This window comes from Streptomyces sp. 8N616 (assembly GCF_052246385.1).
GTDB lineage: Bacteria > Actinomycetota > Actinomycetes > Streptomycetales > Streptomycetaceae > Streptomyces.
In genome coordinates this window covers 61904-78533 of sequence record NZ_JBQQBY010000006.1, presented here as the reverse complement: position 1 = coordinate 78533, position 16630 = coordinate 61904, and the positions used below count along the sequence as shown (strand labels likewise).

Here is a 16630-nt window from a genome sequence, read left to right as displayed (position 1 = left end):
CTGGGGGAAATCGCTTCCTTCCGGCCCTCCGCCGCCGGCGCCGGTGAGAATGCGGCTCATCCGCTGATGTGCCTACGTGTGGATTCTACGCCGACAGCGATCTTGCGGTGGTGCGGCCGCGTCGGTCACTCCTGGCCGGGGGTCATGACCGTCACCGCCGCGGGGACGCACTGCACCCGCAGCGGCAGATCGCCCACGAGCTCCCCGTCGGCGTAGCCGAACACGCCCGGCGATTCGACGGTCACCGACCGGGCCGTGAAGGTCCGCACCCGCGGGTGCGTCGTGTGCGTGCCCTTGTAGACGCGCGGAAAGACCCTGACGAGTTCGCTCCGCCCCACCGCTTCCACCACCGTCACGGCCAAGCGCCCATTGGACAGGGCCGCTTCGGGGCACATCCTCATGCCGCCCCCGTAGTAGGGACCGTTCCCGACGGCCACCAGCGTCGCCTCGGCCTCCAGGACTCGTTCGTCGAGCCGCAGGGTGAAGTGCAGGGGCCGCAGCCGGGCCAGCTCGGCGAGGATCGCCAGGTTGTAACGGGCCCTGCCCCGCGGCCACGCCATGCTGTTCGCCCGGTGTGTGACGAGCGAGTCGAAGCCGGAGGTCAGTACGGTCCCGAACCACCGGTCGCCGCAGCGGCCGAGGTCCACTGACCGTGGTACGCCCTCCGCTATGAGGCGCGCCGCCGCCGAGGTGTCGTCGCGCGGGATCCCCAGGGACCGCGCGAAGTCGTTGCCGGTGCCCGCCGGGATGACCGCGAGCGGCGTCGGGGTGCCGGCCACCGACTGCAGGCCGATGCTCACCATGCCGTCGCCCCCGGCCACCGCGAGCACATCGGCACCCGACGCCACGCACTCCCGCGCGCGGGCGCGGGCGTCGGCGGCATCCCGGCCGGTGACGGTCAGCGGCTGCCACCCGGCCGCCTGCAGCACCCGTACGGTCTGCTCGGCGGCGCGGCCCGCAGCTCCACGTCCCGCGGCCGGGTTGACCAGCACCGCGACGCGACGGCCGGTCATGACAGCGTGGGGATGAGCTTGCCGGGATTGAGGACGCCGACCGGGTCCACGGTCTTTTTGACCGCCGTCAGCACCTCGACACCGAGGGGGCCGATCTCCGCCTCCATCCAAGGGCGGTGGTCGATGCCCACCGCGTGGTGATGGGTGATGGTAGCGCCGCTCGCGGCGATGGCCTCGCTCGCCTTCCGCTTGGCCGCCCGCCACCGCGCTTCCGGCTCGGCTCCCGCGTCGGCGGCGACGGTGAAGTACAGCGAGGCGCCGGTCGGATACGCGTGGGAGAGGTGGCAGAAGACCACGGGGTCCGGGCCGTCCCGCCCAAGGCTCTCGGTGAGCGCCCCCCTCACCTGCTCGCGCAGGGGCGCGAGGCGGGACCAGGCCGCCGCGGTCTCCAGCGTCTCGGTCAGCACGCCGGTGTCCAGCAGGGCGTCCCTCAGATACGGCCCGGAGAAGCGGGACCTGCGCCAGGCCTGCGCCGTCTCCTCGCCGAGCGGGGAAGCTCCGTGCTCCCGGAGTACGGCGTCCACCGCGGCGCGGCGCTCGCCGTTCTGCCGCGCCGTTCCCTCGTAACCGACCACCGCCAGGCACCCCTTCGGCGCGGGAGAGCCCGCCACGGCGGCGTTGACGAACGTCTCCGTCTCGTCCGAGACGCGCATCGCGGTCGGCAGCGTGCCCGACTGCGCGAGCCTGCGCACCGCGGCGATCCCGCTCCCGAAGTCGGGGAACGACCACGCCTCGTCGCGGCGTTCCTCCGGAAGCTCGCGCACCCGCACGGTGACCTCGGTGATGACGCCGAAGGTGCCCTCGGAGCCGAGGAAGAGCTGCCGGAGGTCGGGGCCGGCGGCGGACGCGGGGGCGCGTCCGAGGTCCAGCGTGCCGCGCGGGGTGGCCACCCGGAGCCCCGTCACCATGTCGTCGAACCGCCCGTAGCCGGCCGAGGCCTGGCCGGACGACCGGGTGGCCGCGTACCCGCCGATGGTCGCGTACTCGAAACTCTGCGGGAAGTGGCCGAGCGTGAGGCCCTGGGGATTCAGCAGCTCTTCGGCCTCGGGGGTGCGCAGCCCCGCCTCCAGGGTCGCGGTCCCCGACTCCGTGTCCAGTCCGGCCAGGCGGTCCATGCGGCGGAGGTCCAGGCTCACCAGGGAGTCGAACCCGCCGCGCAAGGGTTCCACTCCGCCGACCACGCTGGTGCCGCCGCCGAAGGGCACGACGGCGACCTGGTGCCAGGCACAGGCGGCGAGGAGTTCCTCCACCTGCTGGTGAGTGGCGGGCCGGACCACGGCATCCGGGGCGCGGGAGACGTCACCGGCGCGGCGGCGCAGCAGGTCGGGGGTGCTCTTGCCGCCGGTGTGCCGGATGCGGGACTCCGGGTCGGTGAGGACGTGCTCCGGGCCGACCACGGTCACGAGGGCCGCGTGGGCGGCTTCGGGAAGCGCGCTCGGCGCGAGGGAGAGTTCGCTCTCCGGGACCGGGGCGGGAGCCTCGGCGGAGACGCTCAGCACCTGGGTTATCAACTGGCGTACGGAATCGCTGAGTATGCGCGCCTGCCCGGGGTCGCCCCAGGCGTTCCAGGCCATCTCACCGACGCGGTGGCGGGGACGAGTCATGCCGTACAGTGTTACACATGACGTCAATGCGTAAAAGAGAGGACGCGATCCTCGATGCGGCCCGGCAGTGCATCGAGGCTTTCGGGGTCCGGCGCACCACGCTCACCGATGTCGCCCGGCGGGCCGGCGTCAGCAGGCCCACCGTCTACCGGCACTGGCCCGACATCTCCTCGCTGGTCGGTGATCTGCTCACCCGCGAACTGCGCGCGGTGTTCGACGCCAGCGCCCTCCACGCGCCCGACACCGGCGCCCGTGAGCGTCTGATCCACCAGTGCGCGGGCACCGTCGCGGCGCTCTGGGCCCACCCGCTGTTCAACCGCCTCGTGGACACCGAGACCGACGTACTGGCCACGTACGTCTTCCACCGGCTCGGCTCCAGCCAGCGCGCCGCGCTGGAGCTGATCCACGCCGAGATCGAGGCCGGGCACGCCGACGGCTCCATCCGGGACGGCGATCCCGCCGAGCTCTCCCGGATCGTGCTGCTCACCGTCCAGTCCGTCACGACCTCACGGCGCCTCGTCGAGGACGCCCTCTCCGACGACCGGCTCCTGGACGGACTCCGCCGGCTGCTGGCCGGATACCTGCAACCGCTGGAGGCCACGCGATGACCCCCCGCCCGGGACACCGCCCCGGCTCACTGAAGTCCGCACACCGCCCCGGCTCACTGAACTCCGCGCAGCGCGAGCGGTCCCTGGACCATCTCACCCACCAACCCGGCGTCGACGTCGTGGTGGTCGGCGGCGGAGTCACCGGAGCGGGCATCGCTCTGGACGCCGCATCCCGCGGCCTGCGCGTGGTCCTCGCCGAGCGCCACGACCTCGCCTTCGGCACCAGCCGCTGGAGCTCGAAGCTGGTCCACGGCGGGCTGCGCTACCTCGCCTCCGGTGATGTCTCCATCGCCTACGAGAGCGCCCGCGAGCGGGGCCTGCTCATGAGCCGCACCGCTCCGCATCTGGTGCGCGCCCTGCCCATGGTGCTTCCCGTCCACCGCGAGGTCACCCGCCTCCGGGCCGCCACCACCCGCACCGGCTTCCTCCTCGGCGACGTCCTCCGCCTCGCCGCGGGAGCCGGAGCGCGCGCTCTGCCGCCCGCGCGCGGCATCTCCGCCGCCCTCACGCTCGCCCTCGCCCCCGCCCTGCGCCCGGCCGGGCTGCGCGGCGGCCAGCTCTCGTACGACGGCCAACTCGTCGACGACGCACGGCTGGTGGTTGCCCTGGCCAGGACCGCCGCGGCGCACGGCGCGCACATCGTCACCCGGTGCGCAGCGGTGGAGCTGGACGGAAACGCCGCTGTGCTGCGGGACGAACTCTCCGGACAGACCCTGGAAATACGCGCGCGGTGCGTCATCAACGCCACCGGTGTCTGGGCCGACACCCTTGCCTCCGGCGTCCGGCTGCGGCCGAGCCGCGGCACCCATATCGTGCTCCCGGCCTCGGCCCTCGGCCATCCGCGAGCCGCACTGACCGTCCCCGTCCCCGGCGAGACCAACCGGTTCGTCTTCGCGCTGCCGCAGCCCGACGGCCGTATCTACGCGGGCCTCACCGACGAGCCGCTGGACACACCGGTCCCCGACATCCCCGAAGCGCCCGGCCACGACATCGACTTCCTGCTCGACGTCCTGTCCGGGGTGCTCGCCACACCCCTGACCCGCGAGCACGTCATCGGCTCGTTCGCGGGACTGCGTCCCCTCCTGGACTCGGGGTCGGGGCGCAGCGCCGACCTGTCACGGCGGCACGCCATCCTCACCTCGCCCTCCGGTGTGATCACCGCGGTGGGCGGCAAACTCACCACGTACCGCGCCATGGCCGAGGACGCGGTCGACGCGGCTGTCGCCAGGGCCGGCATCGCAGCACAGCCCTGCCGCACGCGGTCGCTGCCGCTCATCGGAGCCGCCGCACCGCACAGGCCCGCGGGGGTGGACGCCCCGCCGCGGCTGGTCGCCCGGTACGGGAGCGAGGCCGGTGCCGTCCTGGCCGAGGCGGCGGAGGACCCCGCTCTCCTCGAGCCCGTCGCCGCGGGCGTCACCGGGGCGGAACTGCGCTGGGCCGTACGGCACGAAGGGGCCCTGGACGTCGGCGACCTGCTGGACCGCCGCACCCGTATCGGCCTGGTGCCCGGCGACCGGGAGCGCGCGCTGCCCGCGGCCCGGGCGGCGCTCGGGAGCTGACCCGGCCGCTCCACGCCGCGGGCGGCACTGCTGTCTCTCCGGCCGCTCCCCCGACGGCCTTGGGTTGCCGGCCGGGCCGCGGGAGCTTCCGGAGACCCGCACACCGTTGGGCATATGGAAAACTTTGGCTATAGGGTGTAACCCTTTGGGCTTCCAGCGCACGAGAGGTTGATCGCCCATGCCGACCGGCCGGGACACACCACGGCAGCGCTACCGGAACCAGGTGCGCAACGAGATCAAGCAGGCGGCGCTGGCCCAGATGGGCACCGGCGGTGCCGGAGCCCTCAGCCTCAACGCCATCGCCAGGACACTGGGCATGACCGGGCCGGCCCTTTACAAGTACTTCGGAAGCCGCGACGACCTGCTCACCGAGCTGATCCGCGACGCTTACGACGACGCAGCCGCCGCCGTACGGAGAGCGGCGAGGGCGACTGCCGCCGGCTCGCCGCGCGAGCGGCTTCATGCCCTGGCCGCCGCCTACCGGGAGTGGGCGGTGAAGGCGCCCCACCTCTACCAACTGCTGGCGGGTACACCGTCACCCACGTACCAGGCGCCTGCTGAGACGGTCGAGAACGCCAGAGCGGTGCTCGGCCCGTTCCTGACCGTGCTGGCACACGGACAGTGCTGGCCCGCGGCCGAAGGACTCCGGGCCGAACTGGAGCGTTGGCTCTCGCGGACGCCGGCCGCCGCCGCGTGGGTTCATGACTACGCGCCGGAGGCCGACGCGGCCACCGCGCTCGCCGGCACGATCATCGTGTGGGCCCGGCTGCACGGCATCGTCAGTCTCGAAGTGCAGGGGCAGTTCGACGGGATGGGTCACCGCGCCGCCACCCTGCTCGCCGTCGAAGTGGAGTCGATCGCCGACTCCATGCAGCTGTCCGGCAGCCAGCCGCCGGCATAACGACCCGGCTGACCACAGCGGCCGCGCGGGCCGGGGCGCAGGACGGGCGGTGCCACGGCTTGCGCAGGAAGGTGCGAAGGTGCGGCGGCCTGGTCGATGGCGACTTCAGCGGCGTGGGTCTCGCACAGGGCTGTCCGCGGTGTGCGGTAACTGTCCCCCAAACAGGAGGTCGTTGTGGCCCTCACTCCGCCCCAGGCCCCGCGCCGTCACGCGTCCGGGGTCGAGCTCCGCCGTATCGCAGCCAACGGGGTCGAACTCAATGTGGCCCTGGCCGGTGAGGGGCCGGCCGTTCTGCTGTTGCACGGTTTTCCGCACACCTGGCAGCTGTGGACCGAGGTCCTGGACGGGCTGGCCGGGCAGCACCGGGTGATCGCTCCGGATCTGCGGGGCTTCGGCGCGAGCACGCGGGCGGCGGACGGCTACGACGCCGGGACCCTCGCCACCGACGCCGAAGACCTCCTGGACGCCCTCGGCGTGACCTCCGCTGCCGTGGTCGGCATCGACGCGGGCACCCCGCCGGCATTCCTGCTCGGCATGCGCCGCCCCGACCTCGTCCGGCGACTGGTGGTCATGGAGTCGCTCCTGGGCAGGCTGCCGGGCGCCGAAGGGTTCCTCGCGGGCGGGGCGCCGTGGTGGTTCGGCTTCCACGCGGTGCCCGGCCTGGCCGAGTCCGTCCTGACCGGCCATGAAGCGCAGTACGTCGACTGGTTCCTCGAATCCGGCACTCTCGGCCGAGGTGTGCGCCCCGCCCTCCGGGAGGCCTTCGTCCGCGCCTACACCGGAAGCGAGGCCCTGCGCTGCGCCTTCTCGTACTACCGCGCACTGCCCACCAGTGCACAACAGATCCAGGACGCCGTCGATACGGGCCGGCTCACCGTGCCCACCATGGCCATCGGCGCCCGCCCGGTCGGTGCGGCGCTCGAACGGCAACTCCGGCCCGTGGCCGACGACATCGTCGGCCATGTCCTCGAGGACTGCGGGCACATCATTCCGCTCCACCGCCCCGAAGCGCTGCTCAGCCTGGTGCGGCCATTCCTCGCCGCTTGACCCGCGCCATCAATTCCTCGCTTCTCCATTCCTCACTTTCCGAAAACGACTGATCGGACGCCAGCCGGCGCAGAGTGCCGGGGTGACGCCCCGGTACGCCGCTGGGTCGATCGCGTCAGGTGAGTGCTGTCGCCAGCAATGCGGCGGCCTTGGCGACCAGTGGGTTGTCGGCCGGCGCGTCCGGTTCGTGTTTGGTCGTCAGGACGGCCAGCACGATCGGTGACCGGTCCGGAGGCCACGTGATGCCCACGTCGTTGTTGGTCCCGTACTCCCCGCCGCCGGTCTTGTCGGCGAGGGTCCAGTCGGCGGGAAGGCCCGCACGAAAGCGCTCGCCGCTGGTTGTGTTGGCCAGCAGCCACTCGGTCAGCTGCCCCCGGTCCTGGGGTGTGAGCGCGTCGCGGAGAGTGAGGCGCGCGTAGGTCTGTCCGATGGCTCGGGGGCTGGTGGTGTCGGTCATCCGCCACGGTTCCGCGGAGTTCAGTTCGGGCTCCCACCGGTCGAGCCGGGTCGTCCCGTCCCCGATCGATCGGCAGAAGCGCGTGACGGCGGTCGGTCCTCCCAGCTCGCGGAGGAGGAGGTTTGCCGCGGCATTGTCGCTGTAGCAGATGGTGGCGGCGCACAGTTCGCCGACGGTCATGCCGTTGGCGAGGTTCTCGGGCTTGCCGGTGATCGGGGCGTGGCCGGAATCCGTGACGTCCTTCTCGCTGTACCGGATGCGCTTGGCCAGGAACGTGCCGTCCCGGTCGAGGTCCCGCAGGACGGCCGCGACGGCGAGCGTCTTGAACAGCGAGCACATCGGGAACCGCTCGTCCGCGCGGTACAGCACCGTTCTGCCCGTGGCAGTATTGCGGGCGAACACACCCAGACGGGCGGAGTGCTCCTGCTCAAGCTCTCTCAATTGCCTGGATATCCCGTCTCCGCAGGGCGCTGAAGCGTACGCCCTCCCTCCCGTGGACAAGGCGGCGGTCAGTGCTGTCCCAGCGCCGAGGGCCAGTACCGCGCGGCGGGACGGGCGTGGTCCTGTGGTCTCCAAGACTCTCTTCTTTCTCCTGCGGGTCATGACGTTGCTCAAGACGCCCCCGACAGGCCGACTGGTTCAACTTCGGTGCTGTCTACGGCTTCGGGGCGATGGGAGGAAGCCGGGCACGGCCCGGCCACTGGGCCACCGGCCCGGCGCCCCCGACAGCCCCCTGCCCCGGGCAGGCCGCCTTCTACGGCGACACCTCCAAGCGCTGGAGCTGGGGGCACGTCGAGGACCTGGCCCAGGCCTACGTGAAGATCCTGGACGATCCGGCGGCGGTCGACGGTGTCGCCCGGCAGGCCTCCCAGTCCACCACCTGACCGCAGCGGCGGTCTGTCTCTCACTCAACCAGCCCTCTCGATCGCGCCCCGTGACCGCCGCTCACGCAGACTCGTCAACGGCCGACCCATCGCGCCAGCCGCCGACGGTGGCGGCGGTGACCCGATCTGGAGCAGCACATGAAGCCCAATGATCTTCCTGCACCGACCGAAGGCCTCGTGCTCACGCACTTTCTCACGGTCAGCGACGTCCCTCGCTCGCGGGCGTTCTACGCCGACGTGCTGGGCGGAGAGGTGGTGCTGGAGGAGAACCCGTGCATCATCAAGATCGCCAACAGCTGGATCATCATGAACCCGGGCGGCGGCCCCACCGAGGACAAACCCGATGTCGTCCTGCGGACACCCGATGACCCCAACACCGTGTCCAGCTTTCTGAATGTACGGGTGGCAGACATTCACGGCTTCTATGCCGCGGCGAGCGCCAAGGGCGCTCGATTCCTCACCCCACCCATCGACCGTCGTGCCGAACTGCGCTGCTACATGCGTGATCCGGACGGGTACCTCATCGAGGTCGGCCAGGCGACGGGGCTGCTCGAAGGCATCCTGGCTCGCACCGACACCTGAGCCCAGGGTCTCGGCGGAATCCCCGGACACCGCTGGCCCGAGCACTACCGGTCGGTCGCGGACCCGCTCGTCGCCCATGGGGGGTGCGATCGACCTACTTGACTCCGGAAGTTCCGGCTTCAGCGGCCCTGCAGAGCCTTGACGTTGTCCCCGAACGTCCATCCCTTCGACCCGTCCCAGTTGATCGACCAGGTCATCAGGCCCTTCAATCCGTTGTTGTAGGTGTTCCAGGCCTGCGACACCAGGTCGGGCGACATGTGGCCGCCCCCGGCGCCCGGTTGCGCCGGCAATCCCGGTACCTGCTTGTCGTAGGGAACCCGGATCGTGGTGCCCTGGACGACCAGGCCCCTGTTCAGGCAGTCCGTCTGCGCGGTGAACCCTTCGACCGTGCCGGCGGAGTACGAGTCGCCGGAGCACCCGTACATGCTGCCGTTGTAGTACTGCATGTTCAGCCACCAGAGCCGGCCGTTGTCGGCGTACTTCTTCACGATCGGCAGGTAGGCGCCCCAGATCGAGCCGTATGTCACGCTGCCCCCGGTGACGTAGGCCGTCTCGGGCGCCATCGTCAGGCCGAAGTCCGGGGGCATCCGGGCGAGCACGCCGTCGATGATGTGCACGAGGTTGGCCTGCGAGGTCGACAGCTCGTTGATGTTGCCGCTGCCGACGAGGCCGGTCTCGATGTCGATGTCGATGCCGTCGAAGTTGTACTCCTTGAGGATCGGCACCACGGTCTCGATGAAGCGGTCGGCGACCGTACGGGAGCTGAGGTCGATACCGGCCGCCGCACCGCCGATGGACATCAGGATTGTGGCACCGGCCCCCTTGGCCTGGCACATCTCGGCCGGGGTCGCCACCTTCACCGTCGCGTCCATCCCGTCCTCCCACAGGACGGTGCCGTCCGAGCGGATGACCGGGAATGCCGCATTGATCACGTTGTAACCGTGATCGCGGATACGGGTGTCAGTGATCGGAGTCCATCCGAACGGCGGGTGAACGCCGTTCGCCGCGCCGTCCCAGTTCTCCCAGTACCCCTGGAGCACCTTGCCCGAGGGCTTCGGCTTGACCGCGCAGGTTTCGTCCCGCGGTGCGCTCGGCGCACTCGGTGCCGCGGCGACCGGCATCTGCACGGCGAAAGCCATCGCCAGGCCGACCACCAGCAGACGTGCCGTCCGACCCATCATGCTGCGCTCCCTCGCATGCCGGTGACCGCATTCTGCGTAACACGCGTTGAACGTAAGTTGGTCGAGACCTATCGTCAATAGGTCTGGACCAACGTGAGCGTTGCCGCCTCCAGGACGTGGTCAGCAGGCCGGTATCAGCCGACAGGCGGAGACTGACCCGCCCAGCACCTGTCCGAGGTCACGCTCAGTCGTCGAAGTGCGTTTTGGAACCGGCGGTGGACGTAGTGGTGCCGGTCGCCAGCAGCAGAGCCTGGTCGCTGATGGCCGGGCGTCCGTCGGGCAGGACGTTCAACTGCCGTGTGGATTCATAGACGTAAGGAATCGCGAGGGGTGGGTGTACGGCCGGGCGGGCGTAGTTCAGCGCGAAAGGTCTCATCGTGTCTCCTCCTGCCTGCCGGGAGGGGTGGCAGGTCCTGGGTTTGCCCATCGGGCAGGGGAATTCAGCAGGTGGGGGTAGGTGGGAACGCAGGGGAACGCGTGGCCGATCACCGCACCGGGCCTGTGACGGAATCTTCGGTCCGGGGTGAGGCGTCAGCTCTGCGGGCCGTGGGCCGGCAGCCGGTCCAGCGAGTCGACGGCGGACCCGTACTCCGGGGTGGTGTGCACCTCGAAGTGCAGGTGAGGCCCGGTGATGTCGCCGGTGGCGGCGGAGAGTGCGATGCGGTCGCCCCTGCTTACCGTGGCGCCGGGGGCGCGCCGGCGGCGGAGCCGCGGCCGGCGGGGCGGCGGGTGGCGTTCCGGGGACGTGGGACGCGGTGTCGTCCGACTGCAGACGTCATGGAGGCTCCGTACTCCGAACGCCTGCGAGGTGAGCTGTCGGGTTCGGGCTGGAGACTCGCCCGGCCGTGCGGCTGCCACGGCTTCACCCCAAGCCGTCCGGAACATACGGTCCGTACGGCACAAAGTGGGTCCCCCGCTCCTGCCCGGCGGCGATGACGTGCTGCCGCGCGCCGGGGGCAGGATTCGGCGGTCCGGCCACGCGGTGTTCGTCTCTCGAACGCCGAGCACGTTAGAGGTACCTTGCGATTGAACACAAGGTCTTCACAAACGGATACGGAGTCAACTCACTTTCATCACAGGGCAGTTCGGGATGGGTAAGCACGATATCTCCGGCAAAGCGGCGCAGGCTCGGCCTCATGGTTGGACGGCGTACCGTCGCACGTGGCCGTCCACGGAGCCCACATGCACCAGGTCGGCCCGCCGCCCCTGGGCCCCGGCGTGGACGGATGCGGGTTAGGTGCTGGGGGACGTTCCGTTCGACGCATTCACCGAGCGCGTCCTCAGGGAGCTGGCCGGAAACGCGCGCTAGGCGTGCGCTGCCGGGGGTGTCACCAGCAGCGCCCAGGCGCACGTGCCGTGGGGCGTGACGTGGACGCCGTACCGCCGTGCCAGGGCGTCCACCAGGGGGAAGCCCCGGCCGCACTCGGCGAGGTCCGCGTCCAGGTCCATGCCGGGAACTGAAGGGCCCGGAACGGAAGGGCCGGGAGCGGGCCGCCACCGGCCGCCGTCGAAGACCTCGATCCACACCTCCGGAGGGGCGTGGGCCAGCCGTACGCTGACGTCGGCGGCGCCGCTGTGCCGCACGGCGTTGGTGACGAACTCCGTGACGATGATGCGCGCCGACTCGGCCAGGTCGTCGCCCGTCCGCCACGCCATGAGCTGTGCGCGGGCGAAGGACCTGGCCCGGTGCACCGCCCAGTCCTCGGCGGGCAGCGCGCAGAACGCCATGGCTCTGGGGTGCTCCGGACGCGGGACGGTGCGCTCAGGCACCGCAGCCCGCGTGAGGCTCGGGTATCGGTCGAGGACGGTCATGGCAACTCCCTGCAAAAATAAGGGCACTCGCGGACATCAGACGACGATCAGGGCCTCGAGCGTGCGCGGTCCGTGCACGCCTTCGACCCGGTCGAGTTCGATGTCGCTGGTGGCCGAAGGGCCGGAGATGAAAGTCAGCGGCCGGGCGGGATCCAGCCGGGCCAGAGCCTCCGGCACGGAGGCCACGATCTGGTCGGCCCGGATCAGGCACAGGTGGTAGTCGGGCACCAGGGTCAGGGCTCGCCGGCCCTGGCCGGGGCCGCCGTCGAGGACCAGCGTTCCGGTGTCCGCAATGGCCGCGGCCACCGTCGTCACCGTGCCGTCGACGCGGTCGAGTTCACGTACGGGCAGCCGCGGATCGTCGCTGAGCACCCGCTCCGGGGGCAGCCCGGCCCGCCACGCGGGCGGAAATCCGTGGGGCACGACGACGCAGCCCGCGCGGCGAGCGGCGAGAGCCTCCGCGACGGCCGTGGCCACGGCGCCGTAGGCCGCGCCGCCGGAGGCCGCGCTGTCGACGCCCGCCCCCACCGCTTCGGCGCCCCCAGCCACGTCGTCGGCGGTCACCAGCCGCACCACAGCCCCGTAGTCCGCCATCCGTTCCGCCAGCAGCTTCACCGCCGCCGGCGACCCGGTGGGCGGGGATCCGCCCCGGGAGTAGTGCCGGGCCACCGGCACGTCCTCCGGACGCTCGCCCTCCGGTACGTCCGCCAGCGCGCGGCGAATGCGGTCCAGCACTTCAGTGCGTGCGTTCACGAGTGTGTCCTCCTCCACCAGGCCCGGAAGCTCTCCTCGGCCGGGAGCGGTGCGTCGCGGGCGTCGGTCCAGGCGGACAGCGGCCCCGGCAACCGGCGTACGCCCCGGCGCCCGCCCAGCAGCCGCCCGGCCACGGCCCCCACCCGCTGTACCGCCGCCAGACGGGACGGACGGGAGAGCACCCAGCCCGCCACCGCCATCGCCGCCCGCTCGAGCCCCGGCACCCGGCGCCGCCTGGCACCGTCCACCACCCGGGCCCGCAGATGGACGAGCACCTCCGGGATATTGATCTTGACCGGGCAGACCTCGTAACAGGCCCCGCACAAGCTCGACGCATACGGCAGGGAGCGGTCCACCGGCGACGTCGCGCCCCGCAGTTGCGGGCTGAGGATGGCGCCGATCGGGCCGGGATAGACGGACCCGTAAGCGTGTCCGCCGACCCGCTCGTACACCGGGCACACATTCAGGCAGGCCGAGCAGCGGATGCAGTTCAGCGCCTGGCGGCCGACCGGGTCGGCGAGGGTGTCCGTCCGGCCGCCGTCCAGCAGCACCAGATGGAAGGTGCGGGGCCCGTCGCCGCCCGCGGTCCCGGTCCAGGTGGAGGTGTACGGGTTCATCCGCTCGCCCGTGGAGGAGCGGGGCAGGAGCTGCAGAAAGACCTCCAGGTCCTGCCACGTCGGCACGACCTTCTCGATGCCGACGACGGAGATGAGGGTCTCGGGGAGCGTGAGGCACATCCGCCCGTTGCCCTCCGACTCCACCACCACCGCGGTGCCGGTCTCGGCCACCAGGAAGTTGGCCCCGCAGACGGCGACCTTCGCCCGCAGGAACTTCTCCCGCAGATGCCGCCGCGCCGCCTCGGCCAACTCCCGTGGATCGTCACTGAGTCCGGCGGGTGCGGCGGCGCCGTACTCCCCCATCGCGCGCAGGAAGATCTCCCTGATCTCCGCCCGGTTGCGGTGGATGGCCGGCACCAGGATGTGCGAGGGCAGGTCCTGCCCGAGCTGGACGATCAGCTCGGCCAGGTCGGTCTCGTACGCGGCGATGCCGGCCTCGGCCAGCGCCTCGTTCAGGCCTATCTCCTGGGTGGCCATCGACTTGACCTTGACCACCTCCCGCTCGCCCGTGCCGCGGACGAGGTCGGCGACGATCCGGCTCGCCTCCTCGCCGTCGCGCGCCCAGTGCACCCGGCCGCCTGCGGCCGTCACCCGCTCCTCGAGCTGGAGCAGATACCGGTCCAGGTGGCGCAGCGTGCGCTCCTTGACGGCACGCCCGGCCTCGCGCAGCTCCTGCCAGTCGTCCAGCTCGCCGACGGCCTCCGCCCGCTTGTCCCGGATGGTGGCGGTGGCGTGGGCGAGATTGCTGCGCAGCTGCGTGTCGGCGAGAGCGGATCGTGCCGCGTCGGGGAACGCCGGCATACCGAGGAACGTCCGGCCGCTCATGCGGACTTCACCCCTTCCGCGCCGCACTGGGAAGGACGGGGCGGCCCCGTCCTGCCCACCACCTGGACCGACTCGCTGGAAGCGGCGGACGAGATGGACGCCGTGGACTCGGTGGAGGCGAGGATCTCGGCCAGGTGCACCGTGCGGACGCCCGTGCGCAGCCGGGAGAGCATCCCGCCGATGTGCACCAGGCAGGAGTTGTCGCCCGCGCACAGCACCTCGGCTCCGCTGTCCAGCGCGTGCCGCACCTTGTCCGCGCACATCGCCACCGACGTGTCGGCGTTCTTCAGAGCGAAGGTGCCGCCGAAGCCGCAGCACTGCTCGGCCGCGGGCAGCTCGACCAGATCGATGCCGCGCACCGCACGCAGCAGCGCCAGGGGCCTGTCGCCGATGCCGAGCGCGCGCAGCCCGTGGCACGTCGGGTGGTACGTGACCCGGTGCGGGAAGTGGGCCCCGACATCGGTCACGCCGAGGACGTCGACGAGGAACTCGGAGAGCTCGTACACCTTCGGCGCTGCGCTCACCGCCGCGGACAGCCGGCCGTCGTCGTCGGCCGCGCCTGCCACCCGCCCGTGGTACTCGCGCACCATGGCGGCGCACGACCCCGAAGGCGTCACCACCGCGTCGTAGCCCGCGAAGGCACCGGCGAAGCGCCGTACGAGCGGCACGCACTCCCGTACGTAACCGGTGTTGAAGTGCATCTGCCCGCAGCAGGTCTGGGCCTGCGGGAACTCCACCTCGCAGCCCAGCCGTTCCAGCAGGCTGACCACCGCCCGGCCGGTCGCCGGGGCGAGGGTGTCGTCCAGGCAGCTGATGAACAGCGCGATCCGCATGATTCCTCCGGTGCGCAGGCGCCGTGCGGCGGCGCCCGCGGGGATCTAGGGGAGCATCCAGGCGAGGGCGCCCGACTGCAGGAAGACCAGCACGCACATGGCCAGGAGGAGCAGCAGGCTCCACTTGATCGCGCCCCGGAACAGGACGGACTCCCGGCCGACGAGGCCGACGGCGGTGGCGGCGATCGTCAGATTCTGAGGGCTGATCATCTTGCCGACGACCCCGCCCGAGGTGTTGGCCGCGACGAGCAGGGTCGGATCGAGGCCGGCCTTGTTGCCCGCGGCCTGCTGGAGGGTCGCGAACAGGGCGTTGGCCGAGGTGTCCGAGCCGGTGACGGCCGTACCCAGCCAGCCCAGTACGGGAGAGAGGAACGCGAAGGCAGCGCCCGTCCCGGCAATCCACGTGCCGATGGTGATGGTCTGTCCCGACAGGTTCATCACGTAGGCGAGGGCGAGGACGGACGCGACGGTGAGCAGGGCCCACCGCAGCTTGGCCACGGTGGCGGTGAACTCGCGGGCGGCGGCCGCCGGGCTCACGCGGTAGACGCCGGCGACGACGAGGCCGGACAGCAGGAGCAGCGTGCCGGGCGAGGACAGCCACGGGAAGGTGTAGACGGTGGTGGTCGACGGCTCGCCCGCGGCCGTGAGGACCTGGCCGTCGAGACCCGGCCAGCTGATCTTGAGATCGCTGGACGCCAGGAACTCCTTGACCGGCTCCCACAGTTTCGCCAGCGAGAAGACCGCGATCACGATGAGGTAGGGCAGGAACGCCATGACGACCCGGGAGCCGCTGGCGCGGTCCTCGGGGGCCGCCGTGCTGCCCGCCGCCGAGCGCGTACGGGTCGCGGCGCCGGAGACGCCGGAGCCAGGCCCGCCCGGGGCGCGGCCACGGTGCGGTCCTGCGCCCGCGCCATCCGCCGGCTCGTCCCCGCCGGCGGTGCCGACGGGCCCGGAATCGCCGTCGCGCGCCAGGGCTGCCCTGGCCTCGTCGCCGCCCCGAGGCCGCCAGACCCGGAGGAAGAGGACGATCGCCGCCAGAGCCGCGAGCGAGGCGATGATGTCGGTCAGCTCCACCGAGATGTAGTTGGCGCTGACGAACTGGGCGAGCGCGAACACGACACCGCACACCACCGCCACCGGCCAGGTCTGGCGGACCCCGCGCCGGCCGTCGACGAGCGCCACGAGCAGCAGCGGCACGAAGAGGGCGATCAGCGGCGTCTGGCGGCCCACGTAGGCGCCGATGTCGGTGTACGGGATCTTGGTGAGGTTGCCCGCCGTGATGATCGGAATCGCGATCGCGCCGAACGCGACGGGTGCGGTGTTCGCGACCAGAACGGTGATCGCCGCCCGTACGGGAGCGAAGCCCAGCGCCATGAGCATGACGCCGGTGATCGCCACCGGGGCGCCGAATCCGGCGAGCGCTTCGAGCAGGCCGCCGAAGCAGAACGCGATGATCACGGCTTGGACCCGCGGATCATCGCTGATCAGGCCGAAAGCCCGGCGAAGATCCTCGAAGCGACCGCTCACGACGGTGAGTTGATAGACCCAGATCGCCGTGACGACGATCCACATGATCGGGAACAGGCCGAAGGCCGCTCCCTCACTGGCCGACAGGGCCGCGAGGCCCGCGGGCATGTCGTAACAGGCCACGGCGACGGCGGCGGCCACGGCGAGTGATGCGAGGCCGGCCCAGTGCGCCTTCAGCCGGAACCCGCCGAGCAGGACGAAGAGCGTAAGGAGCGGAAGCGCGGCGAGGAGCGAGGACAGGGCGAGGCTGTCGGCGACGGGGGACAGATCAGGCTGGTACATGCGACCCTCACATTGGTCAGACCATGCTTTGGATATCTCACGCTAAGCACGCTCGGGGAATCGTGTCCAGGGGTGCGTCACAGAAATTTCGCTTGGTCCGACCAAGCATCGGGTGCCTCAAGCTATGATCGGATGCGAGCGGGGG

General features: G+C 71.4%; 16 protein-coding genes and 1 riboswitch. Of the genes, 6 read left to right on the top strand and 10 right to left on the bottom strand.

Features of this window, described 5'->3' with window-relative positions; all coding sequences use genetic code 11:
• Nucleotides 1-125 precede the first annotated feature (125 nt).
• Together ACTWQC_RS07315 and ACTWQC_RS07310 are read right to left on the bottom strand one after the other, a co-directional pair.
• Nucleotides 126-1013 carry a diacylglycerol kinase gene (locus ACTWQC_RS07315; RefSeq protein ID WP_443314725.1) on the bottom strand — a complete coding sequence of 296 codons (888 nt, stop codon included), beginning with the start codon at nt 1011-1013 and terminating at the stop codon, nt 126-128.
• Complete coding sequence (locus ACTWQC_RS07310) at nt 1010-2617, bottom strand: FAD-binding oxidoreductase (RefSeq protein ID WP_443314724.1); 1608 nt, start codon at nt 2615-2617, stop codon at nt 1010-1012. Before ACTWQC_RS07310 ends, ACTWQC_RS07315 begins: the two co-directional genes overlap by 4 nt.
• Before the next feature lie 17 nt (nt 2618-2634).
• Between ACTWQC_RS07310 and ACTWQC_RS07305 the strand changes: the two genes are divergently transcribed.
• The 4 genes from ACTWQC_RS07305 to ACTWQC_RS07290 all read left to right on the top strand — a co-directional run bounded on the left by ACTWQC_RS07305 (nt 2635) and on the right by ACTWQC_RS07290 (nt 6732).
• Complete coding sequence (locus ACTWQC_RS07305) at nt 2635-3225, top strand: TetR/AcrR family transcriptional regulator (RefSeq protein WP_443314723.1); 591 nt, start codon at nt 2635-2637, stop codon at nt 3223-3225.
• Nucleotides 3222-4784 (top strand): glycerol-3-phosphate dehydrogenase/oxidase, encoded by a 1563-nt coding sequence (locus tag ACTWQC_RS07300; RefSeq protein ID WP_443314722.1) that lies wholly within the window; start codon nt 3222-3224, stop codon nt 4782-4784. Before ACTWQC_RS07305 ends, ACTWQC_RS07300 begins: the two co-directional genes overlap by 4 nt.
• Before the next feature lie 178 nt (nt 4785-4962).
• Complete coding sequence (locus ACTWQC_RS07295) at nt 4963-5685, top strand: TetR/AcrR family transcriptional regulator (RefSeq protein WP_443314721.1); 723 nt, start codon at nt 4963-4965, stop codon at nt 5683-5685.
• Between the two features lie 174 nt (nt 5686-5859).
• Nucleotides 5860-6732 (top strand): alpha/beta fold hydrolase, encoded by an 873-nt coding sequence (locus tag ACTWQC_RS07290; protein WP_443314720.1) that lies wholly within the window; start codon nt 5860-5862, stop codon nt 6730-6732.
• A 115-nt stretch (nt 6733-6847) separates the two neighbouring features.
• Here ACTWQC_RS07290 and bla read toward each other — a convergent pair whose 3' ends face one another.
• Nucleotides 6848-7792 carry a class A beta-lactamase gene (gene bla, locus ACTWQC_RS07285; protein WP_443314719.1) on the bottom strand — a complete coding sequence of 315 codons (945 nt, stop codon included), beginning with the start codon at nt 7790-7792 and terminating at the stop codon, nt 6848-6850.
• Between the two features lie 68 nt (nt 7793-7860).
• On the opposite strand from bla, the gene ACTWQC_RS07280 reads away from it, so the two are divergent.
• Both ACTWQC_RS07280 and ACTWQC_RS07275 read left to right on the top strand, forming a co-directional pair.
• A complete protein-coding gene (locus ACTWQC_RS07280) occupies nt 7861-8073 on the top strand; it encodes a hypothetical protein (RefSeq protein WP_443314718.1) in 213 nt (70 codons plus the stop codon).
• A gap of 138 nt (nt 8074-8211) precedes the next feature.
• Nucleotides 8212-8655, top strand: a complete 444-nt coding sequence (locus ACTWQC_RS07275; protein WP_443314717.1) for a VOC family protein — start codon at nt 8212-8214, stop codon at nt 8653-8655.
• A gap of 119 nt (nt 8656-8774) precedes the next feature.
• Here ACTWQC_RS07275 and ACTWQC_RS07270 read toward each other — a convergent pair whose 3' ends face one another.
• The 7 genes from ACTWQC_RS07270 to ACTWQC_RS07240 all read right to left on the bottom strand — a co-directional run bounded on the left by ACTWQC_RS07270 (nt 8775) and on the right by ACTWQC_RS07240 (nt 16485).
• Nucleotides 8775-9833, bottom strand: coding sequence for a chitinase (locus ACTWQC_RS07270; RefSeq protein WP_443314862.1), 1059 nt, complete (start codon nt 9831-9833; stop codon nt 8775-8777).
• A gap of 187 nt (nt 9834-10020) precedes the next feature.
• Nucleotides 10021-10212, bottom strand: a complete 192-nt coding sequence (gene tgmA / locus ACTWQC_RS07265) for a putative ATP-grasp-modified RiPP (protein WP_443314716.1) — start codon at nt 10210-10212, stop codon at nt 10021-10023.
• Between the two features lie 406 nt (nt 10213-10618).
• Nucleotides 10619-10778: riboswitch (cyclic di-AMP (ydaO/yuaA leader) on the bottom strand.
• Nucleotides 10779-11141: 363 nt separating this feature from the next.
• Nucleotides 11142-11648, bottom strand: coding sequence for an ATP-binding protein (locus tag ACTWQC_RS07260; protein ID WP_443314715.1), 507 nt, complete (start codon nt 11646-11648; stop codon nt 11142-11144).
• A gap of 36 nt (nt 11649-11684) precedes the next feature.
• Complete coding sequence (locus ACTWQC_RS07255; RefSeq protein ID WP_443314714.1) at nt 11685-12401, bottom strand: LutC/YkgG family protein; 717 nt, start codon at nt 12399-12401, stop codon at nt 11685-11687.
• Complete coding sequence (locus tag ACTWQC_RS07250) at nt 12398-13843, bottom strand: lactate utilization protein B (RefSeq protein WP_443314713.1); 1446 nt, start codon at nt 13841-13843, stop codon at nt 12398-12400. Before ACTWQC_RS07250 ends, ACTWQC_RS07255 begins: the two co-directional genes overlap by 4 nt.
• Entirely contained in the window at nt 13840-14676 is an 837-nt protein-coding gene (locus ACTWQC_RS07245) for a (Fe-S)-binding protein (RefSeq protein WP_443314712.1), read from the bottom strand. Before ACTWQC_RS07245 ends, ACTWQC_RS07250 begins: the two co-directional genes overlap by 4 nt.
• Nucleotides 14677-14721: 45 nt before the next feature.
• The gene (locus tag ACTWQC_RS07240) at nt 14722-16485 is read right to left on the bottom strand and encodes an L-lactate permease (protein WP_443314711.1); all 1764 of its coding nucleotides are present in this window, start codon (nt 16483-16485) and stop codon (nt 14722-14724) included.
• Nucleotides 16486-16630 lie beyond the last annotated feature (145 nt).

Excerpts from the sequence above, each read along its gene's own strand:
- ACTWQC_RS07245 (WP_443314712.1), bottom strand. The coding sequence starts at position 14,676 with ATGCGGATCGCGCTGTTCATCAGCTGCCTGGACGACACCCTCGCCCCG.
- ACTWQC_RS07305 (WP_443314723.1), top strand. The coding sequence starts at position 2,635 with ATGACGTCAATGCGTAAAAGAGAGGACGCGATCCTCGATGCGGCCCGG.
- ACTWQC_RS07260 (WP_443314715.1), bottom strand. The coding sequence starts at position 11,648 with ATGACCGTCCTCGACCGATACCCGAGCCTCACGCGGGCTGCGGTGCCT.
- ACTWQC_RS07300 (WP_443314722.1), top strand. The coding sequence starts at position 3,222 with ATGACCCCCCGCCCGGGACACCGCCCCGGCTCACTGAAGTCCGCACAC.
- ACTWQC_RS07310 (WP_443314724.1), bottom strand. The coding sequence starts at position 2,617 with ATGACTCGTCCCCGCCACCGCGTCGGTGAGATGGCCTGGAACGCCTGG.
- ACTWQC_RS07275 (WP_443314717.1), top strand. The coding sequence starts at position 8,212 with ATGAAGCCCAATGATCTTCCTGCACCGACCGAAGGCCTCGTGCTCACG.
- tgmA (WP_443314716.1), bottom strand. The coding sequence starts at position 10,212 with ATGAGACCTTTCGCGCTGAACTACGCCCGCCCGGCCGTACACCCACCC.
- bla (WP_443314719.1), bottom strand. The coding sequence starts at position 7,792 with ATGACCCGCAGGAGAAAGAAGAGAGTCTTGGAGACCACAGGACCACGC.
- ACTWQC_RS07240 (WP_443314711.1), bottom strand. The coding sequence starts at position 16,485 with ATGTACCAGCCTGATCTGTCCCCCGTCGCCGACAGCCTCGCCCTGTCC.
- ACTWQC_RS07270 (WP_443314862.1), bottom strand. The coding sequence starts at position 9,833 with ATGGGTCGGACGGCACGTCTGCTGGTGGTCGGCCTGGCGATGGCTTTC.
- ACTWQC_RS07280 (WP_443314718.1), top strand. The coding sequence starts at position 7,861 with ATGGGAGGAAGCCGGGCACGGCCCGGCCACTGGGCCACCGGCCCGGCG.
- ACTWQC_RS07295 (WP_443314721.1), top strand. The coding sequence starts at position 4,963 with ATGCCGACCGGCCGGGACACACCACGGCAGCGCTACCGGAACCAGGTG.
- ACTWQC_RS07250 (WP_443314713.1), bottom strand. The coding sequence starts at position 13,843 with ATGAGCGGCCGGACGTTCCTCGGTATGCCGGCGTTCCCCGACGCGGCA.
- ACTWQC_RS07315 (WP_443314725.1), bottom strand. The coding sequence starts at position 1,013 with ATGACCGGCCGTCGCGTCGCGGTGCTGGTCAACCCGGCCGCGGGACGT.